The sequence below is a fragment of the Leucobacter chironomi DSM 19883 genome (assembly GCF_000421845.1).
GTDB classification, from domain to species: domain Bacteria; phylum Actinomycetota; class Actinomycetes; order Actinomycetales; family Microbacteriaceae; genus Leucobacter; species Leucobacter chironomi.
The window spans coordinates 106,633-131,408 of record NZ_ATXU01000004.1; the positions used below are offsets into that span (position 1 = coordinate 106,633).

The 24,776-nt window shown below is 70.0% G+C and carries 23 protein-coding genes; 18 read left to right on the forward strand and 5 right to left on the reverse strand.

The window, feature by feature from the left end:
- Positions 1-19: 19 nt before the first annotated feature.
- The 12 genes from H629_RS0105580 (at position 20) to H629_RS0105635 (ending at position 14,154) form a co-directional block, all read left to right on the forward strand.
- On the forward strand, positions 20-796 hold the full coding sequence (locus H629_RS0105580; RefSeq protein WP_024356313.1) for an enoyl-CoA hydratase: 777 nt from the start codon (positions 20-22) through the stop codon (positions 794-796).
- Positions 797-885: 89 nt separating this feature from the next.
- Complete coding sequence (argC, locus tag H629_RS0105585; protein ID WP_024356314.1) at positions 886-1,959, forward strand: N-acetyl-gamma-glutamyl-phosphate reductase; 1,074 nt, start codon at positions 886-888, stop codon at positions 1,957-1,959.
- Positions 1,960-1,991: 32 nt separating this feature from the next.
- Positions 1,992-3,149, forward strand: coding sequence for a bifunctional glutamate N-acetyltransferase/amino-acid acetyltransferase ArgJ (gene argJ, locus H629_RS0105590; protein ID WP_024356315.1), 1,158 nt, complete (start codon positions 1,992-1,994; stop codon positions 3,147-3,149).
- A 7-nt stretch (positions 3,150-3,156) separates the two neighbouring features.
- A complete protein-coding gene (gene argB / locus H629_RS0105595; protein WP_024356316.1) occupies positions 3,157-4,059 on the forward strand; it encodes an acetylglutamate kinase in 903 nt (300 codons plus the stop codon).
- Positions 4,060-4,325: 266 nt separating this feature from the next.
- Positions 4,326-5,600: an ABC transporter substrate-binding protein gene (locus tag H629_RS0105600; RefSeq protein ID WP_084705347.1), complete on the forward strand. Its 1,275-nt coding sequence runs from the start codon at positions 4,326-4,328 to the stop codon at positions 5,598-5,600.
- 12 nt (positions 5,601-5,612) lie between these two features.
- Positions 5,613-6,968 (forward strand): ABC transporter permease, encoded by a 1,356-nt coding sequence (locus H629_RS0105605; RefSeq protein ID WP_024356318.1) that lies wholly within the window; start codon positions 5,613-5,615, stop codon positions 6,966-6,968.
- Positions 6,965-7,840 (forward strand): carbohydrate ABC transporter permease, encoded by an 876-nt coding sequence (locus H629_RS0105610; protein WP_024356319.1) that lies wholly within the window; start codon positions 6,965-6,967, stop codon positions 7,838-7,840. Before H629_RS0105605 ends, H629_RS0105610 begins: the two co-directional genes overlap by 4 nt.
- A 19-nt stretch (positions 7,841-7,859) precedes the next feature.
- A complete protein-coding gene (locus tag H629_RS0105615; protein WP_024356320.1) occupies positions 7,860-8,564 on the forward strand; it encodes an HAD family hydrolase in 705 nt (234 codons plus the stop codon).
- The gene (locus tag H629_RS0105620; protein WP_024356321.1) at positions 8,561-11,098 is read left to right on the forward strand and encodes a glycoside hydrolase family 65 protein; all 2,538 of its coding nucleotides are present in this window, start codon (positions 8,561-8,563) and stop codon (positions 11,096-11,098) included. Before H629_RS0105615 ends, H629_RS0105620 begins: the two co-directional genes overlap by 4 nt.
- Positions 11,099-11,254: 156 nt before the next feature.
- A complete protein-coding gene (gene fdxA, locus H629_RS0105625) occupies positions 11,255-11,575 on the forward strand; it encodes a ferredoxin (RefSeq protein WP_024356322.1) in 321 nt (106 codons plus the stop codon).
- 4 nt (positions 11,576-11,579) lie between these two features.
- Entirely contained in the window at positions 11,580-12,692 is a 1,113-nt protein-coding gene (gene dapC, locus H629_RS0105630; RefSeq protein ID WP_024356323.1) for a succinyldiaminopimelate transaminase, read from the forward strand.
- A gap of 163 nt (positions 12,693-12,855) precedes the next feature.
- Complete coding sequence (locus tag H629_RS0105635) at positions 12,856-14,154, forward strand: citrate synthase (RefSeq protein ID WP_024356324.1); 1,299 nt, start codon at positions 12,856-12,858, stop codon at positions 14,152-14,154.
- A gap of 272 nt (positions 14,155-14,426) precedes the next feature.
- On the opposite strand, the gene dapD is transcribed toward H629_RS0105635, so the two are convergent.
- Complete coding sequence (gene dapD, locus H629_RS0105640; protein ID WP_024356325.1) at positions 14,427-15,383, reverse strand: 2,3,4,5-tetrahydropyridine-2,6-dicarboxylate N-succinyltransferase; 957 nt, start codon at positions 15,381-15,383, stop codon at positions 14,427-14,429.
- Positions 15,384-15,413: 30 nt separating this feature from the next.
- On the opposite strand from dapD, the gene dapE reads away from it, so the two are divergent.
- Positions 15,414-16,535, forward strand: coding sequence for a succinyl-diaminopimelate desuccinylase (gene dapE / locus H629_RS0105645; RefSeq protein WP_024356326.1), 1,122 nt, complete (start codon positions 15,414-15,416; stop codon positions 16,533-16,535).
- 77 nt (positions 16,536-16,612) lie between these two features.
- Positions 16,613-16,783 (forward strand): DUF3117 domain-containing protein, encoded by a 171-nt coding sequence (locus tag H629_RS14760; RefSeq protein ID WP_076623924.1) that lies wholly within the window; start codon positions 16,613-16,615, stop codon positions 16,781-16,783.
- A 141-nt stretch (positions 16,784-16,924) separates the two neighbouring features.
- Here the strand turns inward: H629_RS14760 and H629_RS0105655 are convergent, their stop codons facing one another.
- Positions 16,925-17,557 (reverse strand): O-methyltransferase, encoded by a 633-nt coding sequence (locus H629_RS0105655; RefSeq protein WP_024356327.1) that lies wholly within the window; start codon positions 17,555-17,557, stop codon positions 16,925-16,927.
- Between the two features lie 93 nt (positions 17,558-17,650).
- On the opposite strand from H629_RS0105655, the gene H629_RS0105660 reads away from it, so the two are divergent.
- Complete coding sequence (locus tag H629_RS0105660) at positions 17,651-18,037, forward strand: twin-arginine translocase TatA/TatE family subunit (protein WP_051137814.1); 387 nt, start codon at positions 17,651-17,653, stop codon at positions 18,035-18,037.
- A complete protein-coding gene (locus H629_RS0105665) occupies positions 18,034-19,839 on the forward strand; it encodes a putative bifunctional diguanylate cyclase/phosphodiesterase (protein ID WP_024356329.1) in 1,806 nt (601 codons plus the stop codon). Before H629_RS0105660 ends, H629_RS0105665 begins: the two co-directional genes overlap by 4 nt.
- Positions 19,840-19,914: 75 nt before the next feature.
- Here H629_RS0105665 and H629_RS0105670 read toward each other — a convergent pair whose 3' ends face one another.
- The 3 genes from H629_RS0105670 to H629_RS0105680 are packed head-to-tail and all read right to left on the reverse strand — an operon-like array spanning position 19,915 to position 22,932.
- Positions 19,915-21,066: an Mrp/NBP35 family ATP-binding protein gene (locus H629_RS0105670; RefSeq protein WP_024356330.1), complete on the reverse strand. Its 1,152-nt coding sequence runs from the start codon at positions 21,064-21,066 to the stop codon at positions 19,915-19,917.
- Positions 21,050-21,649, reverse strand: coding sequence for a DUF1003 domain-containing protein (locus tag H629_RS0105675; RefSeq protein WP_024356331.1), 600 nt, complete (start codon positions 21,647-21,649; stop codon positions 21,050-21,052). Before H629_RS0105675 ends, H629_RS0105670 begins: the two co-directional genes overlap by 17 nt.
- Positions 21,646-22,932 (reverse strand): magnesium transporter MgtE N-terminal domain-containing protein, encoded by a 1,287-nt coding sequence (locus H629_RS0105680; RefSeq protein WP_024356332.1) that lies wholly within the window; start codon positions 22,930-22,932, stop codon positions 21,646-21,648. The genes H629_RS0105675 and H629_RS0105680 overlap by 4 nt, the downstream gene beginning before the upstream one ends.
- Before the next feature lie 47 nt (positions 22,933-22,979).
- Here H629_RS0105680 and H629_RS0105685 point away from each other — a divergent pair, with 47 nt between their 5' ends.
- On the forward strand, positions 22,980-23,480 hold the full coding sequence (locus H629_RS0105685; protein ID WP_024356333.1) for a YflT domain-containing protein: 501 nt from the start codon (positions 22,980-22,982) through the stop codon (positions 23,478-23,480).
- Positions 23,481-23,723: 243 nt separating this feature from the next.
- Complete coding sequence (locus tag H629_RS0105690; protein ID WP_024356334.1) at positions 23,724-24,719, forward strand: hypothetical protein; 996 nt, start codon at positions 23,724-23,726, stop codon at positions 24,717-24,719.
- The last annotated feature ends 57 nt before the right edge of the window (positions 24,720-24,776 follow it).

The following is a 24,776-nucleotide window of genomic DNA, read 5'->3' on the forward strand; positions in this document are numbered from 1 at the left end:
GCCGAGCAAGGGAGCAGCGATGACCGAGTACACGACGATCCGGACTGAGACGCAGGGACGGGTCGCGACGATCACCCTGCACCGGCCCGAGGCGCTCAACGCCCTGAACTCGACGCTCGTGCGCGAGCTCATCGAGGCGGCGCTCGCCTTCGACGCCGACCCCGGCATCGGCGCGATCGTGATCACCGGATCCGAGAGGGCCTTCGCCGCGGGCGCCGACATCAAGGAGATGGCCGAGCGTGGCTACGCCGACATGTACCTGGGCGGGCCGTTCCCCGGGTGGGGCGGCTTCGAACGCATGCGCACGCCCGTGATCGCCGCGGTCGCGGGCTTCGCGCTCGGCGGCGGCTGCGAGCTCGCGATGATGTGCGACATCATCATCGCCGCCCACACCGCGAAGTTCGGCCAGCCCGAGATCAACCTGGGCGTGCTGCCCGGCTTCGGCGGCTCGCAGCGCCTGCCGCGCGCGATCGGCAAGTACAAGGCCGCCGAGATGGTGCTGACTGGCCGCTTGATGGGCGCCGAGGAGGCGGAGCGCTCGGGGCTCGTGTCGCGCGTGGTGCCCGCCGACGAACTCCTGGCCGAAGCGGCGCAGACGGCCGAGACGATCGCGTCGAAGTCGCTGCCCGCGGTGTACGCCGCGAAGGAGGCGCTGCAGGTCGCGCAGGAGACCCCGCTCTCGGAAGGGCTGCGCTTCGAGCGTCAGGCCTTCGCGGCCGCGTTCGCGACCGATGACCAGAAGGAGGGCATGCGCGCCTTCGCCGAGAAGCGCGCCCCCGAGTTCACGCACCGCTGAGCTTCGGCCGCGGCGGGCCGGCAGCGCGGGCGGCACCCGACCCGAGCCGCGAGGTGCCAGAATAGACGGGTGACGATGGAGGGCGCGAGATGACCTATTCAGTGGCGGTGGCCGGGGCGAGCGGGTACGCCGGAGGCGAGCTGCTGCGCCTGCTCGCCGCGCACCCGGAGTTCGAGATCCGCACGGTCACGGGGCACTCCACGGCGGGGCGCCCCCTCATCGAGTCCCAGCCGCATCTGCGCTCGCTCTCTCACCTCGTGCTGCAGCCGACCGAGCCCGCGGTGCTCGACGGCCACGACGTCGTCTTCTTCGCCCTGCCGCACGGCGCATCGGGCGAGCTCACCGCGCAGCTGCGCGATGTGCGCCTCGTGATCGACTGCGGTGCCGACCACAGGCTCGTCGACGCCGCCGACTGGGCGGCGTTCTACGGCGGCGAGCACCACGGCGCCTGGGAGTACGGCGTGCCCGAGCTCATCAAGGCCGAGCTCGCCGCCGACGGCACCCCGATCTGGACGCGGCAGCGCGAATACCTGGCCGGGGCGACGCGGATCGCGGCGCCCGGATGCAACGCGTCGACTGTCGCGCTCTCGCTCGCCCCCGGCATCGCCGCGGGCGTGATCGACCCTCGCGACATCGTGAGCGTGCTCGCCGTCGGGCCGAGCGGCGCGGGCAAGGCCGCGAAGACGCACCTGCTGGGGGCCGAGCTCATGGGCACCGCGAACCCCTATGCCGTAGGCGGCACGCACCGGCACATCCCTGAGATCCGGCAGGCGCTGCGCGGGGCGGGCGCCTCGGTCGAACCCAGCATCAGCTTCACGCCCGTGCTCGTGCCGATGAGCCGCGGCATCCTCGCGACCTCGACCGCTCGGCTCGTGCCGGGCGTCACCGCGCAGCAGGTTCGCAGCGCCTGGGAAGACGCCTACACCGCCGAGCCCTTCGTGCAGCTGTTGCCCGAGGGCGCGTTCCCGCGCACCGCCGACACTCTCGGAGCCAACACCTGCCTGATGGGCCTCGCGATCGACGAGGCCGCGGGCCGCGTGGTGGTGGTGGCCGCCCTCGACAACCTCGCGAAGGGCACCGCCGGCGCCGCGATCCAGTCGGCGAACATCGCCCTCGGTATCCACGAGACCACCGGCCTGCCGGTGAACGGCGTCGCCCCGTGACGGGCGCGCACGCAGCAGAAGAAGGAGCAGCAGTGAGCGTCACCGCACCCCAGGGCTTCACCTCGGCGGGAATCGCCGTCGGCCTGAAGAGCACCGGCAAGCCCGACCTCGCCCTCGTCGTCAACGACGGACCCGAGCCGGCCTCCGCCGTCGTGTTCACGAGCAACCGCGCCCAGGCGAATCCCATCCTGTGGAGCCGCAAGGTGGCCCAGAACGGCCCCGCTCGCGCGATCATCCTCAACTCGGGCGGCGCGAACTGCTTCACCGGCGACTTCGGCTACGAGACGACCAGGCTCACCGCCGAAGCCGTCGCCGCCGCGATCGGCGACGCCGACGCCGAGCAGATCCTGGTCTGCTCCACCGGCCTCATCGGCACCGGCGACCAGGCCTTCCGCGACAAGATCGTGAGCAACGTGCCGTCTCTCGCCGCCGCGCTCGCCGCCGACGACACGACCGCGCCCGCCGCGATCCTCACCACCGACTCGGTCGAGAAGACCGCCGTGCACGTGGGCGAGGGATGGACGATCGGCGCCATGGCGAAGGGCGCGGGCATGCTCGCACCGGGCCTCGCGACCATGCTCGTCGTGATCACCACCGATGCTCTGCTCGACGGCGACGCCCTCGACCGGGCGCTGCGCCGCGCCACGGGCGCGAGCTTCGACAGGCTCGACAGCGACGGCTGCATGTCGACGAACGACCAGGTGACGCTGCTCGCGAGCGGCGCGTCGGGCGTCGTGCCCGACGCTGACGCCTTCGCCGATGCTCTGGCCGCCGTCTGCGACAGCCTCGCCGCGCAGCTGCAGGCAGACGCCGAGGGTGCGAGCCACGACATCGACATCGAGGTGCGAGGCGCCGCGAGCGAGGCCGACGCCGTCGAGGTCGGCCGATCCGTCGCCCGCAACAACCTGTTCAAAGCCGCGATCTTCGGCAACGACCCGAACTGGGGCCGCGTGCTCGCCGCGATCGGCACCACCGAGGCGGCCTTCGACCCGTATCAGGTCGACGTGAGCTTCAACGGCGTGCGCCTCTGCCACGCGGGCGGCCCTGACCGCCCCGTCGAGGAGTGCGACCTGACGCCCCGCCGCACGCACGTCGAGATCGACCTGTTCTCCGGCGATCACACCGCCACGATCCGCACCAACGACCTCACGCACGACTACGTGCACGAGAACTCGGCGTACTCCAGTTAGGCAGATCATGACCACCACCACGAGAACCCTCGACCACGAGCAGGCGGCCGGCAAGGCGCAGGTGCTCATCGAGTCGCTGCCGTGGCTCAAGAAGTTCCGCGGCAGGATCATGGTGATCAAGTTCGGCGGCAACGCGATGGTCGATGACGCCCTGCTCGCCGCCTTCGCCGAGGACGTGGTGTACCTGCGGCACACGGGGATCCTGCCCGTCGTCGTGCACGGAGGCGGTCCGCAGATCAACGCGATGCTGGCGCGGCTCGGCATCGAGAGCGAGTTCAAGGGCGGTTACCGCGTCACCACGCCCGAGACGATGGACGTGGTGCGCATGGTGCTCACCGGCAAGGTGAACCCCGAGCTCGTCGACGAGATCAACGCGCACGGGCCGCTCGCCGCGGGCACTACGGGGGAGGATGCGGGGCTCTTCATCGGCCGCCGGCGCCCACCCGTCGAAGTCGACGGCGAGCTGGTCGATCTGGGGCTCGTGGGCGACGTCGTCGACGTGCGCCCGGAGCCGGTGCTGGCGCTGCTCGAAGCGGGGCTGATCCCGGTGGTGTCGTCGATCGCGCCCGATGTCGATCGCCCGGGCGACTCCCTCAATGTCAACGCCGACGCGGCGGCGTCTGCGCTCGCGGCGGCGCTCGGCGCCGAGAAGCTGGTGATCCTCACCGATGTGGCGGGCCTCTACGCGAACTGGCCCGACCTCGACTCGCTCGTGTCGAGCATCTCGGCGAGCGAGCTCGAGACGCTGCTGCCGTCGCTCGAAAGCGGCATGATCCCGAAGATGCGCGCCTGCCTCGACGCCGTGCGCGGCGGGGTGCCGAAGGCCGCGATCATCGACGGCCGCGAACCGCACTCGGTGCTGCTCGAGATCTTCACGGAGCGCGGCATCGGTACGGAGGTCACTCCCTAGGGCGGGCGGATCGGCGCCTCCGGCGCCACGGCTCCGTTCCCGGCGCCACGGGGCGGTCTAGGCCTGGTTCGGGCCCGCCCCCGATCCGCCCCGACCCGCGCCGGATCCACCGCACCCCGCACCCCGCAGCCCCCGTCTAGCATCCGTACGCGCCTGCTGGCAAGGCCCTTTCCGCGGCTACGGCTGATGCGTAGCGTGAGCCGTGACAGGACTGCGGAGATGGAGTGTGTGTCATGGCTATGCGACGGAATCGACGGATCTGGGCAGTGGCGGCTGGAGTCTCGGCGGCGGCGCTCGCGCTCACGGGTTGCGGCTCGGGAGGCGGCGGTGGTGCCGACGGCGGGGACGGCGAATTCTCGGGGGAGACACTGAATGTGGTGGCGGCCTGGTCGGGCGCGGAGCAGAAGAACTTCGAGGCGGTGCTCGACGAGTTCAGCTCGCGCACCGGGGCGAAGGTGAACTACACGAGCTTCGGCGACAACGGCCCCACCTACATCCAGGGGCAGCTCGAGGGCGGCACCCCGCCGAACGTGGCGGTGCTGGGCCAGCCGGCGCTCATGCAGTCGCTCGCGCAGGACGGCGACATCAAGCCGGTCGGCGACGGCGTGCGATCGGCGGTCGAGGAGAACTACGCGCAGGACTGGATCGACCTCGGCTCGGTCGACGGCGAGCTCTACGGCGTGTGGTTCAAGGGCGCGAACAAGTCGACGGTCTGGTACAACGCCGATATCTACGAGGAGGCCGGTGCGACGGAGCCCGAGGACTGGGACGACTTCATGACCCAGCTCGGCCTGGTGAGCGACGCCGGCTACGCGGGCATCTCGATCGGCGCGGACGTGGGCTGGCCGCTCACCGACTGGTTCGAGAACGTGTACCTGCGCACGGCGGGGCCGGAGAAGTACGATCAGCTGACGAAGCACGAGATCCCGTGGACGGACGACTCGGTGAAGGAGGCGCTCGGCGTGCTCGGCGAGCTGTGGGGGAGCGACCTCGTGCAGCCGGGCGGAGATCAGCGCGACTTCCCGACGAGCGTGACCGAGGTCTTCGGTTCCGACCCGCAGGCGGGCACGGTGTTCGAGGGCGACTTCGTGGCGGGCAACATCGCGGCGGACGGCAACTCGACGGTCGGCGAGAACGCGCTCTTCTACGACTTCCCCTCGGTGAACGGCTCGGCGCCGTCGGTGGTGGGCGGCGGCGATGTCGCGGTCCAGTTCGACGACGGCGCGGCGACGACGGCGCTCATGGAGTACCTCGCCTCGCCTGAGGCGGCGGAGATCTGGGTGCCGAACGGCGGCCTGACCTCCCCGAACGGCTCGGTCGACACCTCGCTGTACCCGGATGACGTCTCCCGTCAGATCGCTGAGGCGCTGACCGGGGCCGAGGAGCTGCGCTTCGACATGTCGGATCTCACGCCGAGCGCCTTCGGCGGCACGCCGGGGCAGGGGTTCTGGCAGGAGATGATCTCCTTCTACCAGAACCCGAGCGACATCGACGGCACGGCGCAGCGGCTCGAAGACGCCGCCGTCAAGGCATACCAGTAGGCCGGCGCGGTCATGAGTCGCACGCTCACGGTGCCGGTCCCGATCCGAGATCGCGAACGCACGCTTCGCGGTGGCGGATCGGCCCGGCGCTGGCTGGTGGTGGCCTCGTTCCTGGGGCCGGGCCTCGTCGTGCTCGGCGCCCTCGTCGTGTACCCGATTGTCTATACGGTCGTGCGCTCCTTCTTCGACAAGAGCGGCACCGCCTTCGTGGGGTGGCAGAACTACGTCACGATGTTCACGAACGACACCACGTTCACGGCGATCCGCAACAACCTGATGTGGGTGGTGGTTGCGCCGGTGACGGTGACGATCATCGGCCTCATATTCGCGGTGCTCGTCGACAAGCTGGGGTGGAAGACGGCGTTCCGGCTGATCGTGTTCATGCCGATGGCGATCTCGATGCTCGCAGCCGGTGTCATCTTCCGCGGCATGTTCCAGGAGAGTCCGCAGCTGGGCGTGGTGAACGCGGCCATCGTGGGCGTGCAGAGCCTGTTCGGCGAGCAGTCGAGCTATCCGGGGGCGAAACCGCGCGACGGTGCAGGTCTTGCAGCGGAGAGCGGGATCATCGCCACCGCCGAGCCGGTGGCTCCGGGGTCGGTGCAGAACTTCCCGCTGACCGGGATCAGGCAGAGCGCGCTGCCGGAGGACGCGGCGGACGCCCGCACCGCTGCAGAGCCCGGCGGCACGGAGATCTCTGGCACCGTGTTCCTCGACGTGATCCGCGGCGGGGGAGGCACGGACGGCGAGATCGAGGCCGGCAAGAAGGGGCTCGCGGGGGTGCGGGTGGATGCGGTCGCCGAGGACGGCTCGATCCACGGCTACGCGACGACAGGAGCCGGCGGCGCGTTCACGATCGAGGGCCTCGACGCGGGGGAGCAGTACCGCGTCGCCCTGCCGGCCGCGAACTTCGACGCGGGCGCCCAGGGGGTGTCGTGGCTCAGCGCCTCGTTCATCAACGTGGTGGTGATTCTCGCGTACGTCTGGATCTGGGCGGGTTTCGCGATGGTGATGATCGCCTCGGGCCTGTCGGCGATGGATCGCTCGTTGCAGGAGGCCGCCCGCACGGACGGCGCGAACGAATGGCAGGTGTTCACGCGGATCACGGCGCCGCTGCTCGCGCCCGTGCTGGTGGTCGTCTTCGTGACGCTCATCATCAACGTGCTGAAGATCTTCGACCTGGTCTACGTGATTCCGCCGGGCGCTTCGAAGCCTGCGGCGAACGTGATCGCGGTAGAGATGTGGACGGTCTCGTTCGGCGGCGGCAGCAACCAGGGATTGGGTTCGGCGCTCGCGATCCTGCTGCTGGTGCTCGTGCTGCCCTCGATGATCATCAACGTGCGCAGATTCCGAGAGGAGCGGAGCCGATGAGCGTTGCAACCGCACCGGGCAAGCCCCGCGCCGGCCGGATGATCGCCGCGGCTCTGAGCCGCGGCATCGTGAACGCGATCCTGCTGATCGTGGCGGTCTTCTGGCTGGTGCCCACGATCGGCCTGCTGCTCACCTCGTTCCGCAGCGCGGGCGACAACGCATCGAGCGGCTGGTGGACGGTGCTCACGAAGCCGGCCGAGCTCACGATCGAGAACTACTCGAATCTGCTGTCGAACCCGGTCATCACGGGTTCGTTCTGGAACACGATCGTCATCGCGGTGCCGACGACGGTGCTCGTGGTGGTGCTCGGCGCGCTCGCCGCATACGCCTTCGCCTGGCTGCATTTTCCGGGGCGCGACTGGCTGTTCATCGCCGTGATCGTGCTGCTCGCCGTGCCGCTGCAGGTGGCGCTGATCCCGCTCGCCAGGCTGTTCGGCTCGCTCGGCATCTTCGGCAGCGTGCTCGGGGTGATCCTGTTCCACACGGCCTTCGGTCTGCCGTTCGCGATCTTCCTGCTGCGCAACTTCTTCATCCAGGTGCCGGAGGAGATGCTCGAGGCGGCGCGCATCGACGGTGCTCGGGATTGGCGGATCTTCTTCCAGATCATGATGCCGCTCGCGCTGCCGGCGATCGCGTCACTGGCCATCTTCCAGTTCTTGTGGACCTGGAACGACATGCTCGTCGCGCTGATCTTCACGAACACCGATTCGCAGCCGTTGACGGTGGCGATCCAGTCGCAGCTGCGGCAGTTCGGTGCGAACATCGATGTGCTGTCGGCGGGGGCCTTCTTGTCCATGCTGGTTCCGCTGATAGTGTTTTTCGCATTCCAGCGATACTTCGTACAGGCGCTGCTGGCGGGGTCGCAGAAGTAGTTCCGGGAGGGCACACCGTTTGATCGACCGTTACGACGCCTACCTGTTCGATTTGGATGGGGTCATCACGCCGACCGTCGACCTGCACATGAGAGCGTGGGCCGAGACCTTCGACCGATTGTTCGCCGCTCTGGGGCAGGCGCCGTATCGCGAGAGCGAGTACTACGAGTCGCTCGACGGTCGGCCCCGCTTCGAGGGGGTGGCGACACTGCTGCGGGCGCGCGGCATCGTGCTGCCCGAGGGCGAACCCGGCGATGACGGCTTCGAGAGCGTGATCGGGGTGGGCAACCGCAAGAACCGGGTGTTCACCGAGGTGCTGCAGCGCGACGGCATCGACCCCTACCCGGGGTCGTTGCGGCTGCTCGACAGACTCGCGGCGCTGGGGCGCCCGCTGGCCGTGGTGTCGAGCTCGCGCAATGCGGAGGCGGTGCTGCGCGCAGCAGGGCTGCGGGATCGCTTCGAGGCGGTGGTCGACGGGGTCGTCGCCAAGCGGGAGGGTCTGCCGGGGAAGCCCGCGCCGGACACCTTCCTGCGGGGCGCCGAGCTGCTGGGGGCGGAGCCGGAGCGCACGGCGGTGTTCGAGGACGCCGCGTCGGGAGTCGCTGCGGCGCACGCGGGCCGCTTCGGCCTGGTGGTCGGGGTGGATCGCGGTGCGGGGGCGGCGATGCTCACGGATGCGGGGGCGGACCTGGTGGTGGCGGATCTGGAGGAGCTTGCACGATGAACCCGGAACTCTTCGACATTCCCGTGGAGGACCTGCACCGCGACTTCGGCGAGGACCCGTGGCGGCTCGTGGTGCGCGGCATCGACGGCTCGCACGCGGCCGAGGACGAGACGCTGTTCTCGCTCGCGAACGGCTACCTGGGGCTGCGCGGCAATCATGAGGAGGGGCTGCCGCTCGGCAGCCACGGCACCTTCATCAACGGTCTGCACGAGACGTGGCGCATCCGCCACGCTGAGAACGCGTACGGCTTCGCCGAGCACGGGCAGACGATCGTGAACGCACCCGACGTGAAGACGATCCGCATCTACGTCGACGACGAGCGGCTCAACCTGGAATCGTCGGAGATTCTCGATGTGCAGCGCGTGCTCGACCTGCGCGCCGGCACCCTCACCCGCACGCTGCTGTGGCTCACCCCCACCGGCAAGCGGGTGCGCGTGGAGACGCGGCGCATGGTGTCGTTCGCGTCGCGGCACCTCGCGACGATCGAGATGCGCGTCACCGTGCTCGACGCCGACGCGGATCTCACCATCTCCAGCCTCATCATCAACCGGCAGGATCTGCGGCGCGTGCGCGCCGAGAAGGAGGCCACGGGCATCGCGGACCCCCGCAAGAGCGAGCAGCTGACGGAGGAGCGGATCCTCGACCCCGGCCCTGCCCGTCACGAGGGCGGCCGCAGCGTGCTGAGCTACCGGGTGCACGATTCGGGCATGACGATGGGGGTGGGCGTCGACCACGACTTCGACGGGGGCGACGCGAGCGAGTGGCAGACCCGCGTCGAGACCTCCTCGGACCGGGTGCGGCACCTGTTCCAGGGCACCGCCAGGCAGGGGCGCACGGTGCGGCTCGTGAAGACGGCGGCCTACCACTCCTCGGCGACGGCGGGCCCGGAGGAACTGCTCGACCGCTGCGTGCACACGCTCGCGAAGGTCGCCCCGGAGCCGCCCGAGCTGCGGTGGCAGCGCCAGCGGGAGTTCCTCGACGCGTTCTGGGATCGCAGCGACGTGCAGGTCGAGGCGGAGCCGGGGGTGCAGCAGGCGATCCGTTGGAACCTGTTCCAGCTCGCACAGGCGGCGGCGCGCGCCGACGGGCGCGGGATCCCGGCGAAGGGCCTCACCGGATCGGGGTACAGCGGCCACTACTTCTGGGATTCCGAGATCTACGTGCTGCCGTTCCTGAGCTACACGACGCCGCTGTGGGCGCGCAATGCGCTGCGCTCTCGGGAGCGGATGCTGGATCAGGCGCGGCGCCGCGCGGTCACGCTGAACGAGGACGGCGCGCTGTTCCCGTGGCGCACGATCAACGGCGAGGAGGCGAGCGCCTACTACGCCGCGGGCACGGCCGCATACCACATCAACGCCGACATCACCTATGCGCTGGCGCGGTACGTCTTCGCGACGGGCGACTTCGAGTACCTGCTGTCCGGAGCGTGCGACATCCCCATCGAGACGGCCCGCCTGTGGCGCAGCCTGGGCTTCTGGCGCACGGGGCGCGACGGGGTGAGGCGCTTCCACATCCACGGCGTCACCGGCCCCGACGAATACACGACCGTGGTGAACGACAACCTCTTCACCAACGTCATGGCGCGCTTCAACCTGCGCGTCGCCGTGCACATGGTGCGCCGGCTCGAACGGGAGGCTCCGGAGGTCTACGCCGGGCTGCTCGACCGCCTGCGCCTCGACCCCGACGAGGTGCTGGCCTGGGAGGAGGCGGCCGATGCGATGAGCGTGCCCTACTCGGAGGAGATGGGGATCCACCCGCAGGACGCCCACTTCCTCGACCGCGAGGTGTGGGATCTGGCGGCGACGCCGCCCGAGCAGAAGCCGCTGCTGCTGCACTTCCACCCGCTCGTGATCTACCGCTTCCAGGTGCTCAAGCAGGCCGACGTGGTGCTGGCCCTGCTGCTCGCGGGCGACGATTTCACCCGCGACGAGAAGCTGCGCGACTTCGAGTACTACGACGCGCTCACCACGGGCGATTCGACGCTCTCGGCCGTGGTGCAGTCGATCATCGCCGCCGAGGTGGGGTATCCCGAGCTGGCGTACCGCTACTTCGAGCACGCCCTGCGCGTCGACCTCGACGACCTGCACCGCAACTCGGCAGACGGGGTGCACATCGCCTCCACGGGCGGCGTCTGGATGATGCTCGTGCAGGGGTTCGCGGGGCTGCGCGACTCCGCCGGGAGGCAGCTCGCCTTCGATCCGCGGCTGCCCGTGCACTGGGATTCGCTGCGCTTCAAACTGGTCTGGCGCGGCTGCCGGATCGCGGTCGAGCTGCGGCGGGATCGCATCGCGTTCGAGATGATCGAGGGGGAGACGCCCGTCGTGGTGAGCGTGCGCGGCGAGCAGGTCGAGATCGGCCCGCGCGGGCGGCGGGAGGTGGCGCTCGCCGACCAGGGCCCTGATCTCGGCCCGTTCCGCGGTCTCTCGGCGGGGATGCTGCCGCGGGAGGGCGACACGGGCGTGCTGCCGCCGCTGTACCCCGACGTGCCCGCGGTGACCACGGAGATCCCCACGCGCGACTACTCCGAGCTCTGAGCGCGGGAGTCCGGGGCGGTGATCCGCCGGGGAGTAGGATAGGGGCGTTACGAGCCGAGTGAAGACGGTCGGCTGAGGCGAATGGTGATCCGTCGCCGTTCGACCGCTGCGGCGAGTGCCGCGGCCTGATGGAGTGAAACGAAAGGTAGGGGCATCGTGACCTATGTGATCGCTCTTCCGTGCGTCGACGTGAAGGATCGTGCCTGCGTCGACGAGTGCCCGGTCGACTGCATCTACGAGGGCGAGCGCTCGCTCTACATCCACCCGGACGAGTGCGTCGACTGCGGTGCGTGCGAGCCGGTCTGCCCCGTCGAGGCCATCTACTACGAAGACGACCTCCCCGAGGAGTGGGCCGACTACTACAAGGCCAACGTCGAGTTCTTCGACGAGATCGGCTCGCCCGGCGGGGCGGCGAAGGTCGGCGTCTACGACTTCGATCACCCGATCATCGCGGCGCTGCCGCCGCAGGGCGAGTAGCCGCATGCGCGGCCCGCTTCCCGACTACCCCTGGGACGCGATGGCGCCCTACGCCGAGCAGGCCGCGCGCCACCCCGGGGGCGCGCTGAACCTCTCCGTGGGGTCTCCCGTCGACCCGGCGCCGCAGAGCGTGCGCGAGGCGCTCGCCGCGGCGACCGACGCGCACGGCTACCCGGCGACCGCCGGCACCCCGCGGCTGCGCGAGGCGATCGCCGAGTGGTTCTCGCGCCGCCGCGGGGTCGCGGTGGACCCCGGCGCGGTGCTGCCCACGGTCGGCTCGAAAGAGCTGGTCGCCCTGATGCCGTTCCTGCTGGGGCTCGGCGCAGACGAGGCGGTCGTCTTCCCCCGGATCGCCTACCCGAGCTACGCGATGGGTGCGGCCCTCGTGGGCGCCGAGGCGGTCCCCTCCGACGACCCGGCGGAGTGGCCGGAGCACACCCGCCTGGTGTGGATCAACTCGCCGTCGAACCCCGACGGCCGCGTGCTGGGCGTCGACGCGCTGCGCGCCGCCGTGGCGCGGGCGCGCGAGCTCGGCGCCGTGATCGTCGGCGACGAGTGCTACGCCGAGTTCGGCTGGGAGTCGCCGTGGCGATCGGAGCGAATCCCCTCGATCCTCGATCCCCGCGTCGTCGGCGACGATCACCGCGGCGTGCTCGCGGCGTACTCGCTGAGCAAGCAGTCGAATCTCGCGGGGTACCGTGCCGCGTTCGTGGCCGGCGATCCGCAGCTCATCGACCGCCTGCTCACCGTGCGCAAGCATGCCGGGCTCATGGCGCCCGCACCGGTGCAGGCCGCGATGGTGGCGGCGCTCGGAGACGAGACGCACGTCGACGAGCAGCGCGAGCGGTACCGGGCGCGACGCGAGGTGCTGCGGCCGGCGCTCGAGGCGGCGGGCTACCGGGTGGAGGGGAGCGAGGCGGGCCTGTACCTCTGGGTCACCCGCGACGCCGACGCCTGGGACGCCGTGGCGGAGTTCGCGGGGCTCGGCATCGTGGTGGGGTCGGGGCACTTCTACGGATCCCACTCGCCGCGCCACGTGCGACTCGCCCTCACCGCGAGCGACGAGGCCATCGCGGCTGCGGCGCACCGGATCCGCGAGGCTGCGGCGGGGGCGTGACCGCGAGCGCGGTCGAATCGCAATTTGCTCGACGTCAAGATATTCTAGGTGGCGGCACAGCGAATCGACGGTGTGCACGTTCGCTCCCACGGAGCCGATAGGGTGATAAGAACGAAGGCGTCTACCCGATGCCTTTCCGTATGAGACCTCACGAGGAGACGACGTGACCGATTCGACTCAGCAGCAGGGCCCGGCCACCGCGAAGCTCACCTTCCCCGGAGGGGAGGCCGAGTTCCCCATCCTCGAGTCGGTCGACGGGCACTCGGCCATCGACGTCAGCACGCTCACCAAGCAGACGGGCTACACCGCCCTCGACTACGGCTTCGTCAACACGGCGTCCACGAAGTCGGGCATCACCTACATCGACGGCGAAGAGGGCGTGCTGCGCTACCGCGGCTACCCGATCGAGGAGCTGGCCCGCAACTCGACCTTCCTCGAGGTCGCCTACCTGCTCATCTACGGCGAGCTGCCGAGCTCCGATGAGCTGGCCGCCTTCGACGACGAGATCCGCCGCCACACGCTGCTGCACGAGGACATGCGCTACTACTTCGAGGGCGTGCCGCACACGGCGCACCCGATGGCGGTGCTCTCCGGCGGTCTGCAGACCATGTCGACCTACTACGAGAGCTCGCTCGACACCACGGTGCCCGAGTTCGTCGAGGTCAACACCATTCGCCTGCTCGCGAAGCTGCCCGTGCTCGCGGCGTACGCGCACAAGAAGTCGATCGGTCAGGCCTTCCTGTACCCGAAGAACTCGCTCGGCTTCGTCGAGAACTTCCTGCGTCTCAACTTCGGCAACAAGGCCGAGGACTACGAGATGAACCCGGTGCTGGTCGACGCGCTCGACAAGCTGCTCATCCTGCACGCCGACCACGAGCAGAACGCCTCGACCTCGACCGTGCGCCTCGTCGGGTCGACCGGGGCCAACATGTTCTCGTCGGTCTCGGCCGGCATCAACGCGCTCTCGGGCCCGCTGCACGGCGGCGCGAACGAGGCCGTGCTCGACATGCTCGCCCAGATCCGCGACTCGGGCCAGAGCGTCGAGACCTTCGTGGAGAAGGTCAAGCGCAAGGAAGACGGCGTCAAGCTCATGGGCTTCGGGCACCGCGTCTACAAGAACTACGACCCGCGCGCCCGCATCGTGAAGGAGAGCGCCAGCCGCGTGCTCGAAGAGCTGGGCGTCAACGACCCGCTGCTCGGCCTCGCGCAGGAGCTCGAGCAGATCGCCCTCGAGGACGACTACTTCAAGGAGCGCAAGCTCTACCCGAACGTCGACTTCTACACCGGCGTGATCTACAAGGCGATGGGCTTCCCCACGCGCATGTTCACGGTGCTGTTCGCGATCGGCCGCCTGCCGGGCTGGATCGCCCAGTGGCGCGAGGCCCGCGACGACGTGCAGACGAAGATCGGCCGCCCCCAGCAGCTGTACACGGGGGCCGGGGAGCGTCACCTGGGCCGCTGATCGGCCGCTCGCACTGACACCTCCTCGCCGGGCTCGCCGAGCCCGGCGGGGAGGTGTCGTTTCTGCGCGGTGCGCCGCGCCGCGAGGTGTGCTGCTGGTTCGTCCGCGATGCCGGTGGCGTCGGGACTCACCTCACCGAAGCGATCGCAGTTCAGGCGGAGGAAATGCGCTGACCTCCTCCGCCTGAACTGCGATCTCCGGTCTGAGCTGCGAGCCCGTGCGAGCGGCGGCCCGGCAGGCCCGTTGGCCCGTGGGCCGCCGGGTGCGGCGAGCTACGCGTGCAGCTCTGAGTTCAGCTCGATGCCGGCGCCCTCGCGGGGCAGCGCCTCGACGCCACCGGTGCGCGAGTTGCGGCGGAACAGCAGCTGCGGCAGACCCGACAGCTCCACGGCCTTCACCTCGACGGGCTCGCCGCCCGACTGAGCCGTGCCCTTCGGCAGCACCACCTTGGTGCCGGCCGTCACGTAGAGGCCCGCCTCGACGACGCTGTCGTCGCCCAGCGAGATGCCGATGCCCGAGTTCGCGCCCAGCAGGGCCCGTTCGCCGATCGTGATCCGCTGCGTGCCGCCGCCCGAGAGCGTGCCCATGATCGAAGCGCCGCCCCCGATGTCGGAACCGTCGCCCACGACGACGCCCTGCGAGATGCGACCCTCCACCATCGAGGCACCCAGCGTGCCCGCGTTGAAGTTCACGAAGCCCTCGTGCATCACCGTGGTGCCCGGCGCGAGATGCGCGCCGAGGCGCACCCGCGACGCGTCGGCGATGCGCACCCCCTCAGGCACGACGTAGTCGGTGAGGCGCGGGAATTTGTCGAGCCCGACCGCGGTGATGCCCGCGCGCTTCAGCCGCGGCAGGCGCTCCGCGTACACCTCGGGCAGCATCGGGCCGGCCGTGGTCCACGCCACGTTCGGCAGCTTGCCGAAGATGCCGTCGAGGTTGATGCTGTTGGGGCGCACCAGGCAGTGGGAGAGCAGGTGCAGGCGCAGGTAGGCGTCCTCGGTGGAGGCCGGGGCCGCATCCAGATCGATCTCCACGTTCACCGGGCGCAGCTCAACCCCGCGCAGCTCGTCGGCGCCGGCGAGCTCCTCCAACTCGGCGGGAGCGATCCAGCGATCGCGATCCGTCGGCCGTTCGCCCAGCGCGGGCGAGGGGAACCAGGCGTCGAGTACCGTGCCGTCGGCTGCGGTGGTGGCGATACCGGCGGACCATGCAAAGCGGGAGTCAGTCATGGGATCTAGGCTACCGTTAGGCTGGGTCGGGTGAACGCCGATCCGTCCCTCGCCTCCGCCCTCCGACTCGATCCGGCCCTCGGAGCCGTCGAGCTCACCCGCCAGCTGTGCGACATCCCGTCGGTGTCCGGCGACGAGCGGGCCATCGCCGACGCGGTCGAGGCGGTGCTGCGCGAGCGCGCCCCGCACCTGCGGATCACCCGCGACGGCGACACCATCGTCGCGCGCACGGAGCTGGGCCGCGAGCGCCGCGTCGCGATCGCCGGACACCTCGACACCGTGCCCATCAACGACAACCTGCCGGTGCGCGATGAGATCGACCCCGCGACGGGGGAGACGTCGATCTGGGGTCGCGGCACGGTCGATATGAAGGCCGGCGTCGCCGTGCAGCTCGCGCTCGCGGTCGAGCTCGCCGAGCCCGCAGTCGACCTCACGTGGATCTGGTACGACCATGAGGAAGTCGCGTCGGAGCTGAGCGGCCTCGGGCGGGCGATGCGCAACCACCCCCAGCTCTTCGCCGCCGACTTCGCGATCCTCGGCGAGCCCTCCAACGGGACCATCGAGGGCGGCTGCAACGGCACGCTGCGTGCGCGGATCACGGTGCACGGCAAGCGCGCCCACTCGGCGCGCAGCTGGATGGGCGTGAACGCGATCCAGCGGGCTGGTGCGCTGCTCGACCGGCTCGCCCGTTACGAGGCCGAACGCATCGTCGTCGACGGGCTCGAGTACCGCGAGGGCCTGAACGCGGTGCGCATCGAGGGCGGTGTCGCCGGTAATGTGATCCCCGACCGCTGCAGCTTCGAAGTCAATTACCGCTTCGCCCCCAGCCGATCCACCGATGAGGCCGCACAGGTGGTGCGCGAGTTCTTCTCGGATGCCGACGAGGTCGAGATCGTGGATCTCGCGCCCGGCGCGCGCCCCGGCCTGGACGCGCCCCTCGCGCAGCGCTTCGTCGCGGCTGTCGGGGCCGAGCCCACGGCGAAGTTCGGCTGGACCGACGTGGCACGTTTCTCGGCGCTCGGCATCCCCGCAGTCAACTTCGGTCCGGGCGACGCACTGCTCGCGCACGCCGACGACGAACGGGTGCCCGTGAGCCAGATCGAGTTCACCGAGCGGGCGCTGCGCGCCTGGTTGCAGAGCGACGAAGCGTAATCGGCGGTAAGCGGGTTGGCCCTCATCTACGGCGGCCCGATAAACTGGACATCAACCATAACTTTCGAGGAGGCGTCATGGCTGCAATGAAACCGAGGACTGGGGACGGACCCATGGAGGCGGTTCGTGAGAGTCGGCTGATCGTCGTGCGCGTACCGCTGGAGGGCGGCGGCCGTCTCGTGGTGTCGGTCAACGACCAGGAGGCCACCGAGCTGCGCGACGTGCTGTCGTCGGTGCTCGACGGCTGAGCCGGTCGAAGCCTAGGCGCAGAACCTAGAGGAGCCCCGGGAATCTTCGGATTCCCGGGGCTCCTCGCTGTCTGCGGCGGCTGCAGCGGCGCCGTGCCGCGCCGCACAGTGCGGCGGTGCTGTGCCTTGCTGCGGTGCGCGTCAGCCGTCGAGCCGCACGAGGGTGAGCACGCCGTCACCTGCGGGGGAGAGCGTGGGCGCGATCGCCGGCGACTCGGCCACGAGAGCGAGCAGATCGCGGCACGCGACGGTCGCCTCGTCGCGGGCGGCCGGATCCGGCACCCGGCCGTGGGCGAAGACCCCCGGCACCACGATGCAGCCGCCGGGGCGCACGATGCCGAGCGCGTGCTCGAAGTGCTCGAGCAGCAGCCGCGGCTCCGCATCGAGCAGCACCAGATCGTAGGCGGCGAGGTTCAGTCGCTGCATGACGTGGCGGGCATCGCCCTCGATCAGACGCTGCCGCGACGACGGCACCCCCGCCTCCGCGAACACGGTGCGCGCCTCGCGCAGGTGCTCCGGTTCGATCTCGATCGAGGTGAGAGTGGCTTCGGGCACGTAGCGCAGCAGCGCGAGACCGCTCACCCCGACGCCTGTGCCGACTTCGCAGATCGCCTGCGCGCGGGTGAGCGCGGTGAGGGCCGAGAGCTGCGCGGCGGTGGATCGGCTGACCGGCTCCAGCCCGAGCTCGAGCGACAGGCGGCGCGCGCGCACGATCGCGTCGGTCTCGCCCGGATACTGCTCGGCGTACTGCCAGTTGCGTTCGAGCTTGCTCACGATCTCCTCCGGTGTGCTGCGGCATCCTCGCGCCGATGCGTTCTAGCGTAGCGCGACCTCGACCAGGTCCTCCGAGCGCTACGATAGTGGGTGATGGGCCTCACGATAGACAAAATCCTGGTGATCATGGTGATCGCCTTGTTTGTGCTGGGTCCCGACCGCCTGCCGGTCTATGCCAAGAAGCTCGGGGAGTTCGTGCGCGGGGCGAAGCGCATGGCCGACGGCGCCAAGGAGCGTCTGCGCGACGAGATGGGGCCGGAGTTCGACGAGGTCGACTGGAAGCAGCTGGACCCCAGGCAGTACGATCCGCGACGCATCATCCGCGACGCGCTCGTCGAAGATGAACGAGAGGCGCGTGCCGCCGCTCGACGCGCCCGGGCTGCCGAGGTGGCCCAGAACCGGCGGGCGGTCTCGGGAACCGCCGACGCCGGAACAGACGCACCACCAGGGGGGCTGCACTACGACGAGGAGGCCACGTGAGCGCACCGGGCGCAGCCCCGAATGCTATCAGCGCAGAGCTGCGAGAGCAGTTCAGCGCATCGGATAGCGAGTTCAACGAGATCATCTCTGCCCTCAATAGCTTCTCCATCGTTGCGGTCACCGATCGGCGAGGCATCATCATGCACGCCAACGATCGTTTCTGCGAGATCTCGAAGTACTCGCGCGAGGAGCTGATTGGCCAGACCCACAGCATCATCAACTCCGGCTACCATCCGCGGGAGTTCTTCAAGGAGATGTGGCGGGTCATCGGCCGCGGCGACGTCTGGAAGAACGAGATCTGCAATCGTGCCAAGGACGGCAGCGAGTACTGGGTCGACACCACCATCATTCCGCTGCTCGACGGCGACGGGCGGCCGCAGCGGTACATCAGCATCCGCACCGAGGAGACCCAGCGCCACCTCGCCGAGGAGCAGGCGCACAAACTGGCCTATTGCGACCGGGCGACCGGGCTCTCGAACCGGGCATCGATGCTGCTGATGATCGGCACCGCCATGTCGCGGATGCCGGGGTGCGAGTTCAGCGGCTTCATCGCGGCCAGCGTCGACGACCTCTCCGTCGTCAACGACGCCTTCGGCTACGAAGTCGGAGACCGCCTGCTGCTCGACGCTGCGCAGAAGCTCACTGTACTGGGCGAAGACGGGCTGAGCGTGGCCAGGATCGGATCGAACACCTTCGCCGTGCTGCTGCCACGCATCGGCAGCGACCACCGCCTCGCTGAGCAGCAGGCCGCCGAGGTCGTGCACCGGGTGCTCGCGCTCCTGAGCGGCCCCGTCGATCTCGGTTCCGGCGTCGTCGTTGACGCCTCGGCGAGCGTCGGCTACGTGCTGTGGGCGGCGCCCGGCATCAGGCAGCGCCGCCACGACCAGGAGAACGGCGAGGCCGCCACGGCCGACGGCTACATCGAGACCGCCGACCCGCACGAGGTCATCAAGTGCGCCGACATCGCCCGGAAGCGTGCCCGTCGCGCCGGCGGGCACCGGCGCATGCGGCACTTCCGCCAGAGCATGCTCGACGACGCGCAGCAGCGCGTGCACCTCGTCTCCGAGCTGCGGCGTGGCATCGAGAACCGCGAGCTGCGACTCTTCGCCCAGCCGATCGTCGACCGCGAACGTCGGGTGATCGGCGAAGAGGGGCTGATCCGCTGGCTCAGCCCGGCGCGCGGGCTCGTGCCGCCCGGAGACTTCATCCCGCTCGCCGAGCAGACCGGCATCATCGTCGAGATCGGCGAGTGGGTACTCGACGAGGCCTGCCGCGTGCTCGCCGCCTGGAAGGACGACCCGGAGCGCCAGCACCTCACCTTATCCGTGAACCTCAGCGAGCGGCAGCTGCGGGTGGAGGACTTCGCCGAACGCGTGAGCGCCATCATCGCACGCCACGGCGTGACCCCGGGCAGCCTTAAGTTCGAACTCACCGAGAGCGTGCTCCACACCGACCTCGACCGCACGATCCGACTGCTGTCGCTGCTGCGAGCCGAAGGCGTGCTCTCATCGCTCGACGATTTCGGCACCGGTTACTCCTCGCTGAGCTATATGCGGCACCTGCCCGTGCAGCAGATCAAGATCGACCGCTCCTTCGTGATGGCCGTCGGCTATGACGAGCAGGCGGCCGCGATTGCCCGCACCATCGTCCAGCTCGGCCGCAGCTTCGAACTGCAGGTCGTCGCCGAGGGCGTCGAGACTGAAGCCCAGTTCGAGAAGCTGCGAGACCTCGGCGTCGACGCTTTCCAGGGCTTCCTGTTCGCGCGGCCGCGCCCCGTCGACGAGACGCTCACGGCGATCTGAGCAGCTGAGTCGCGGTGCGCGGATCGCCATCGCGAGCGGGGGGGCGGATCGGCGCCGCGCTCGGCGCGGGGCGGTTCAGCGCGGCGCGATCCCGAGCGACCTACCGGCGAGGCTCCGGCCCTGCGCTGCGATCGTGCGCGCCACCCGGATCACCTCCGCCGCAGCCGGATCATCAGGGGCCGACAGCACCGCCGGCTCGCCGCGGTCGCCGCCCTCGCGGAACGCCGGACTGAGCGGCACACTGCCGAGCAGCGGCACCACGCCGTGCTCGTCGTCGCTGAGGCGATCCGCCACCAGTCTTCCGCCGCCGCTGCCGAAGATCTCGACCACACTGCCGTCGGGCTGCACCAGCCCCGCCATGTTCTCGACCACGCCGAGCACGCGCTGCCCCGTCTGGCGCGCCACGAGCGCGCTGCGCACGGCCACATCGGCGGCCGCCTCCTGCGGCGTCGTCACCACGAGCACCTCGGCGTGGGGGAGCAGCTGCCCCACGCTGATGGCGATATCGCCCGTGCCCGGCGGCAGATCGAGTAGCAGCACATCGAGGTCGCCGAACCACACATCGCGCAGGAACTGCTCGATCGTGCGATGCAGCATCGGGCCGCGCCAGGACACCGCCGTGGTGCGCGGATCCGCGTCGCCCAGGAACATGCCGATCGACACCGTCTTCACGCCGTGCGCGACCGGCGGCAGGATCATATCGTCGAGGCGCGTCGGCTGCTCGGTGCGCCCGTCGCGGCTGAGTCCCAGGATGCCCGGGATCGAGAAGCCGAACACGTCGGCGTCGACGAGCCCCACCGACAACCCCTCCTGAGCGAGCGCGACCGCGAGCCCCGCCGTGAGCGACGACTTGCCCACACCGCCCTTCCCGCTCGTCACCGCGATCACCCGCGTCAGCGAATCCGGGCCGAACTGCTGCGGCCGTGCGCCGCGGTCGCCCCGTACCCGCTCCACGAACGCCTTGCGCTCGGCGGGCGACATCACACCCACCTCGACCGACGCCGACGAGACGCCCGGTGCCGACTCGGCCGCCGCCAGCGTATCCGCCTCGATGCGCCGGGCCGCCGGGCAGCCCGCGATGGTGAGCAGAATCGAGACCGTCGCCCGGCCCTCCTCGTCCACCCGAACCCCGCGCACCATGCCGAGCTCCGTGATCGGGCGCATGATCTCGGGATCGCGCACCCGGTCGAGCGCGGCCAGCACCGCCGCCTCAGCGCTCGTCGGCATCGCGATCCTCGACGGTGCGCCGCTCAGTCGGTTCGGCGCGGGGCGCCTCGGGCAGCGGCGTCTCCGGATCCGGATCCTCGATCACCGCCGCATCCTCCCGCTCCGCTTCCAACTCGGCGAGCAGCGAGCGCAGCTCCGCGCGAATGAAGTCGCGATCCGGCAGATCCTTCAACGCGATCCGCAGCGCCACCACCTCGCGCGCCAGGAACTCGGTGTCGGCGAGGTTGCGCTCCGCGCGCTGCCGATCCTGCTCCATCTGCACGCGATCGCGGTCGTCCTGCCGGTTCTGCGCGAGCAGGATCATCGGCGCCGCATACGACGCCTGCAACGACAGGATCAGCGTCAACGCCGTGAAGCCCAGCGCCGCAGAGTCGAAGCGCCAGCTCTCCGGGCCCCAGGTGTTCCACGCCAACCACGCCACGCAGATCAGCGAGAGGATCAGCAGGAACCACGGCGTGCCCATACCGCGGGCGATGCTCTCCGTCCACCGCCCGAAGCGCTCGTTGCCCGATCCGCCGCGACCCGCGCGCGTCCCCGCCGAAAGCGGTGCGTCGAAGCCGGGATCCCGCTTGAACAGGCTCATCGCCGCCCGCCCTGCGAATCGGAGGCGCGCGGCGCCTCGTCGTCGGCGTGACGCCAATCGTCGGGCAGTAGATGATCGAGCACGTCATCGACCGTCACCACGCCCACCAGCCGGTGCTGCGCATCGACCACCGGGATCGCCACCAGATCGTAGCTCGCAATGCGGCGCGACACCTCGGCAGCGCTCGCATCGACCGTCACCGGCTCGATCTCGGTGTCGATCAACGCCACCAGGCGCTCGTGCGGAGGGAAGCGCAGCATGCGCTGGAAGTGGGCCATGCCGATGTACTCGCCCGTGGGGGTCTCGTACGGGGGATGGGTGACGTAGACCGCCGACGCCATCGCCGGCGGGATCTCGGCGCGACGGATCATCGCCAGCCCCTCGGCGACGCTCGACTCGCCAGACAGCACGATCGGAGCCGGGCTCATGAGGCCGCCCGCCGTGTCGGCGTCGTACTCGAGCAGGCGGCGCACATCCTCCGCCTCCTCGGGCTCCATCAGGTCGAGCAGCTCTTCGCCCTTCGCGGCAGGCAGCGCCGAGATCAGGTCGGCCGCGTCGTCCGGCTCCATCCGGTCGAGCACGTCGGCGGTGCGATCCGGCGGCAGCTGCGCCAGCAGGGCCAGCTGATCCTGCTCGCTCATCTCCTCGAGCGCATCCGCCACCCGCTCGTCGGCCAGCTCGCCGATCACCTCGAGCATGCGGTGCTGCGGCAGTTCGAGCAGCGCCTCGGCGAGGTCGGCCGGTTTCAGATCGACCATCGTCTGGATGAGCAGCTCCGCCGACTGCGCCGACTCGCTCGAACTCGGCAGCACCAGATCCGACCAGCGCACGATCCGCGAATCGCCGCGGCTGAACGGGGCAGCCGGCTTCGGCAGCCGCAGGAACACCTCCGAGACCACCCACTCGCCCGTCCGGGTGCGCTCGATCGCGGCGTCCTCGATGCGGGCCGACTGCGGGGCGCCGCCCGGTCGTTCGGACGCGAGCTGCACGTCGCGGCCGATGATCTCGGCGATCATGCGCGTCTCGCCCCCGCGCTGCTCGAAACGGCGCACGTTGATGAGGCCCGTGGTGATGACCTGGCCGGAACCGATCGAAGTCACTCGGCCGATCGGCACGAATACGCGCCGCTTACCGGGGATCTCGACGATCAGGCCCACTACGCGCGGTGCACCTGCGGCGCGGAACACGACCAGCACGTCGCGCACCTTGCCGATCCGGTCGCCCACAGGATCGAACACCCCGCGCCCGGCGAGGCGCCCGACGAAGACCCGCGTAGTACTCACACCCCTAGCGTAGTGGTGGCGGGCGCTGCGGTGAGAGAATGGACGGTATGAGTACTCCCGGCCCCCTCTCCTCCTCGCGCGCACCGCTGATGCCCGAGATCCCGCAGGGCGAGATCGTCTCCACCTACGACCGCTACGAAGACGCGAAGCACGCCGTCGACGTGCTCGCCCGCGCCAGCTTCCCCGTGCAGCGCATCAGCATCGTCGGCAACGACGTGCGCAGCGTCGAGCGCGTCACGGGCCGGCTCAGCTACGGGCGCGTCGCCCTCATGGGGGCGCTCTCGGGCGCCTACCTCGGCCTCTTCCTCGGCCTGCTGCTCTTCATCTTCCAGCCCGACAATGCCGCCATCTTCGGCGTGTTCATCTCGGCGGTCGTGATCGGCGCCGGCTTCGGCATGCTCTTCGGCGTGCTGTCGTACGCGATGAACCGCAACCGCCGCGACTTCTCCTCGGTCATGCAGATGGTCGCCACCCGCTACGACCTCATCACCGAGCCCGAGCTCGTGCACGAGGCCCGGCGGATCCTCGTAGAGTCGGCCCAGCAGTAGCCGCCCGCGGGCCCGCTCCCGCCCGCCCGCGCACGCTCCCGCTGAGTCGGCCTATTCGTATCGAGTCGGCCGACAATTCGCGCAAGTTCCGGGCTGACTCGATACGAATAGGCCGACTCGATGGGGCCCGGGCGGGCGCGGGACTTCGCTCACAGGGCGGGGTCTGGGCGGAGAACGGCGGATCCGTCCACAGGCGGCGTCCGGACGTGCTCGGCGTCGCCGAACGCTGCCAGGCTGAAGGGCATGACGCCCGCGCACGACTCCGCCTCGATCGCCGCCGCGGTGCGTTCGCGCGACGAACTGCTGCAGTGCGATTGGACGGCGCGCCAGATCGCACGAGCGGTCGAAGACGGCGCGCTGGTCAGGATCGCCTCGGCGAAGTACATCGACGGCGAGGCGTGGCGCGGGTTCTGGCCGGACCAGAAGCTGCTCGCGCGGGTGATCGCGATCTCCGCGAACCGCGAGCTGAGGGGGTACTTCTGGCGAGAGTCGGCGGCGGCTCTCCACGGGCTGCGTCTGTACTCCCCACCGCATGATCGCGCTCAGCTGCTGCTGCCCGGTGCTGGCACCGCCAGGAGCAGCACCTTCATCGCACGCAGCGTCGATCAGGTGGCGGAGGGGGAGGTCGGCCTGCTGCGGGGCACCCCGGCCACGAGTCTCGCGAGAACAGTGCTGGATCTGGCCAGGCTCTCCCCGCCCGAATTGGCGCTCGGAGCGCTCGACCATGCGCTGCACCTGCGCTTCGGCAGGCATCGGGGCGTTCCGAACTCGCCGGGCGTCGTGGAGTGGCTGGATCGGCTGCGCGCCGAGGTGCTCTCGGTTCCCCACCGGCGCGGGGTGCGGCGAGCACTGCGCGTCATCGAACTCGCCGACGCCGGAGCCGAATCGGTGCTGGAGAGCCTCGGGCGACTCCGCTTCGCGCAGCTGGGCTATCGGGTGAGCACGCAATCGCCGGTGCTGCACCACGACGGTCGCCTGAGCTACTTCGACCTCGAACTCGACGGCCTCGACATCCTGTGCGAGATCGATGGGCGCTCGAAGTATCTCGATGAGGATCTGCGCAAGGGACGAAGCGCCGAGGAGGTGGTCATCGCGGAGAAACGACGTGAGGACCGGGCTCGGGGAATCACGCCGAAGCGAGTGATCCGGCTGATGCACGAGGATCTGCGCACGCCGGGAACCTTTCGCGCGGCCGTGCGCCACTTCAAGATTCCGCCCCCGCCTGAGCCATTCCGTTGAGCCGGCCTATTCGTATCGAGTCGGCCGACGAATCGCGCAAATTCCGTGCGGACTCGA

Coding starts and splice junctions, on each gene's coding strand:
- H629_RS0105580 (WP_024356313.1), top strand. CDS start 20: ATGACCGAGTACACGACGATCCGGACTGAGACGCAGGGACGGGTCGCG.
- argC (WP_024356314.1), top strand. CDS start 886: ATGACCTATTCAGTGGCGGTGGCCGGGGCGAGCGGGTACGCCGGAGGC.
- argB (WP_024356316.1), top strand. CDS start 3,157: ATGACCACCACCACGAGAACCCTCGACCACGAGCAGGCGGCCGGCAAG.
- H629_RS0105605 (WP_024356318.1), top strand. CDS start 5,613: ATGAGTCGCACGCTCACGGTGCCGGTCCCGATCCGAGATCGCGAACGC.
- H629_RS0105610 (WP_024356319.1), top strand. CDS start 6,965: ATGAGCGTTGCAACCGCACCGGGCAAGCCCCGCGCCGGCCGGATGATC.
- H629_RS0105620 (WP_024356321.1), top strand. CDS start 8,561: ATGAACCCGGAACTCTTCGACATTCCCGTGGAGGACCTGCACCGCGAC.
- dapC (WP_024356323.1), top strand. CDS start 11,580: ATGCGCGGCCCGCTTCCCGACTACCCCTGGGACGCGATGGCGCCCTAC.
- dapD (WP_024356325.1), bottom strand. CDS start 15,383: ATGACTGACTCCCGCTTTGCATGGTCCGCCGGTATCGCCACCACCGCA.
- H629_RS14760 (WP_076623924.1), top strand. CDS start 16,613: ATGGCTGCAATGAAACCGAGGACTGGGGACGGACCCATGGAGGCGGTT.
- H629_RS0105660 (WP_051137814.1), top strand. CDS start 17,651: ATGGGCCTCACGATAGACAAAATCCTGGTGATCATGGTGATCGCCTTG.
- H629_RS0105670 (WP_024356330.1), bottom strand. CDS start 21,066: ATGCCGACGAGCGCTGAGGCGGCGGTGCTGGCCGCGCTCGACCGGGTG.
- H629_RS0105675 (WP_024356331.1), bottom strand. CDS start 21,649: ATGAGCCTGTTCAAGCGGGATCCCGGCTTCGACGCACCGCTTTCGGCG.
- H629_RS0105685 (WP_024356333.1), top strand. CDS start 22,980: ATGAGTACTCCCGGCCCCCTCTCCTCCTCGCGCGCACCGCTGATGCCC.
- H629_RS0105690 (WP_024356334.1), top strand. CDS start 23,724: ATGACGCCCGCGCACGACTCCGCCTCGATCGCCGCCGCGGTGCGTTCG.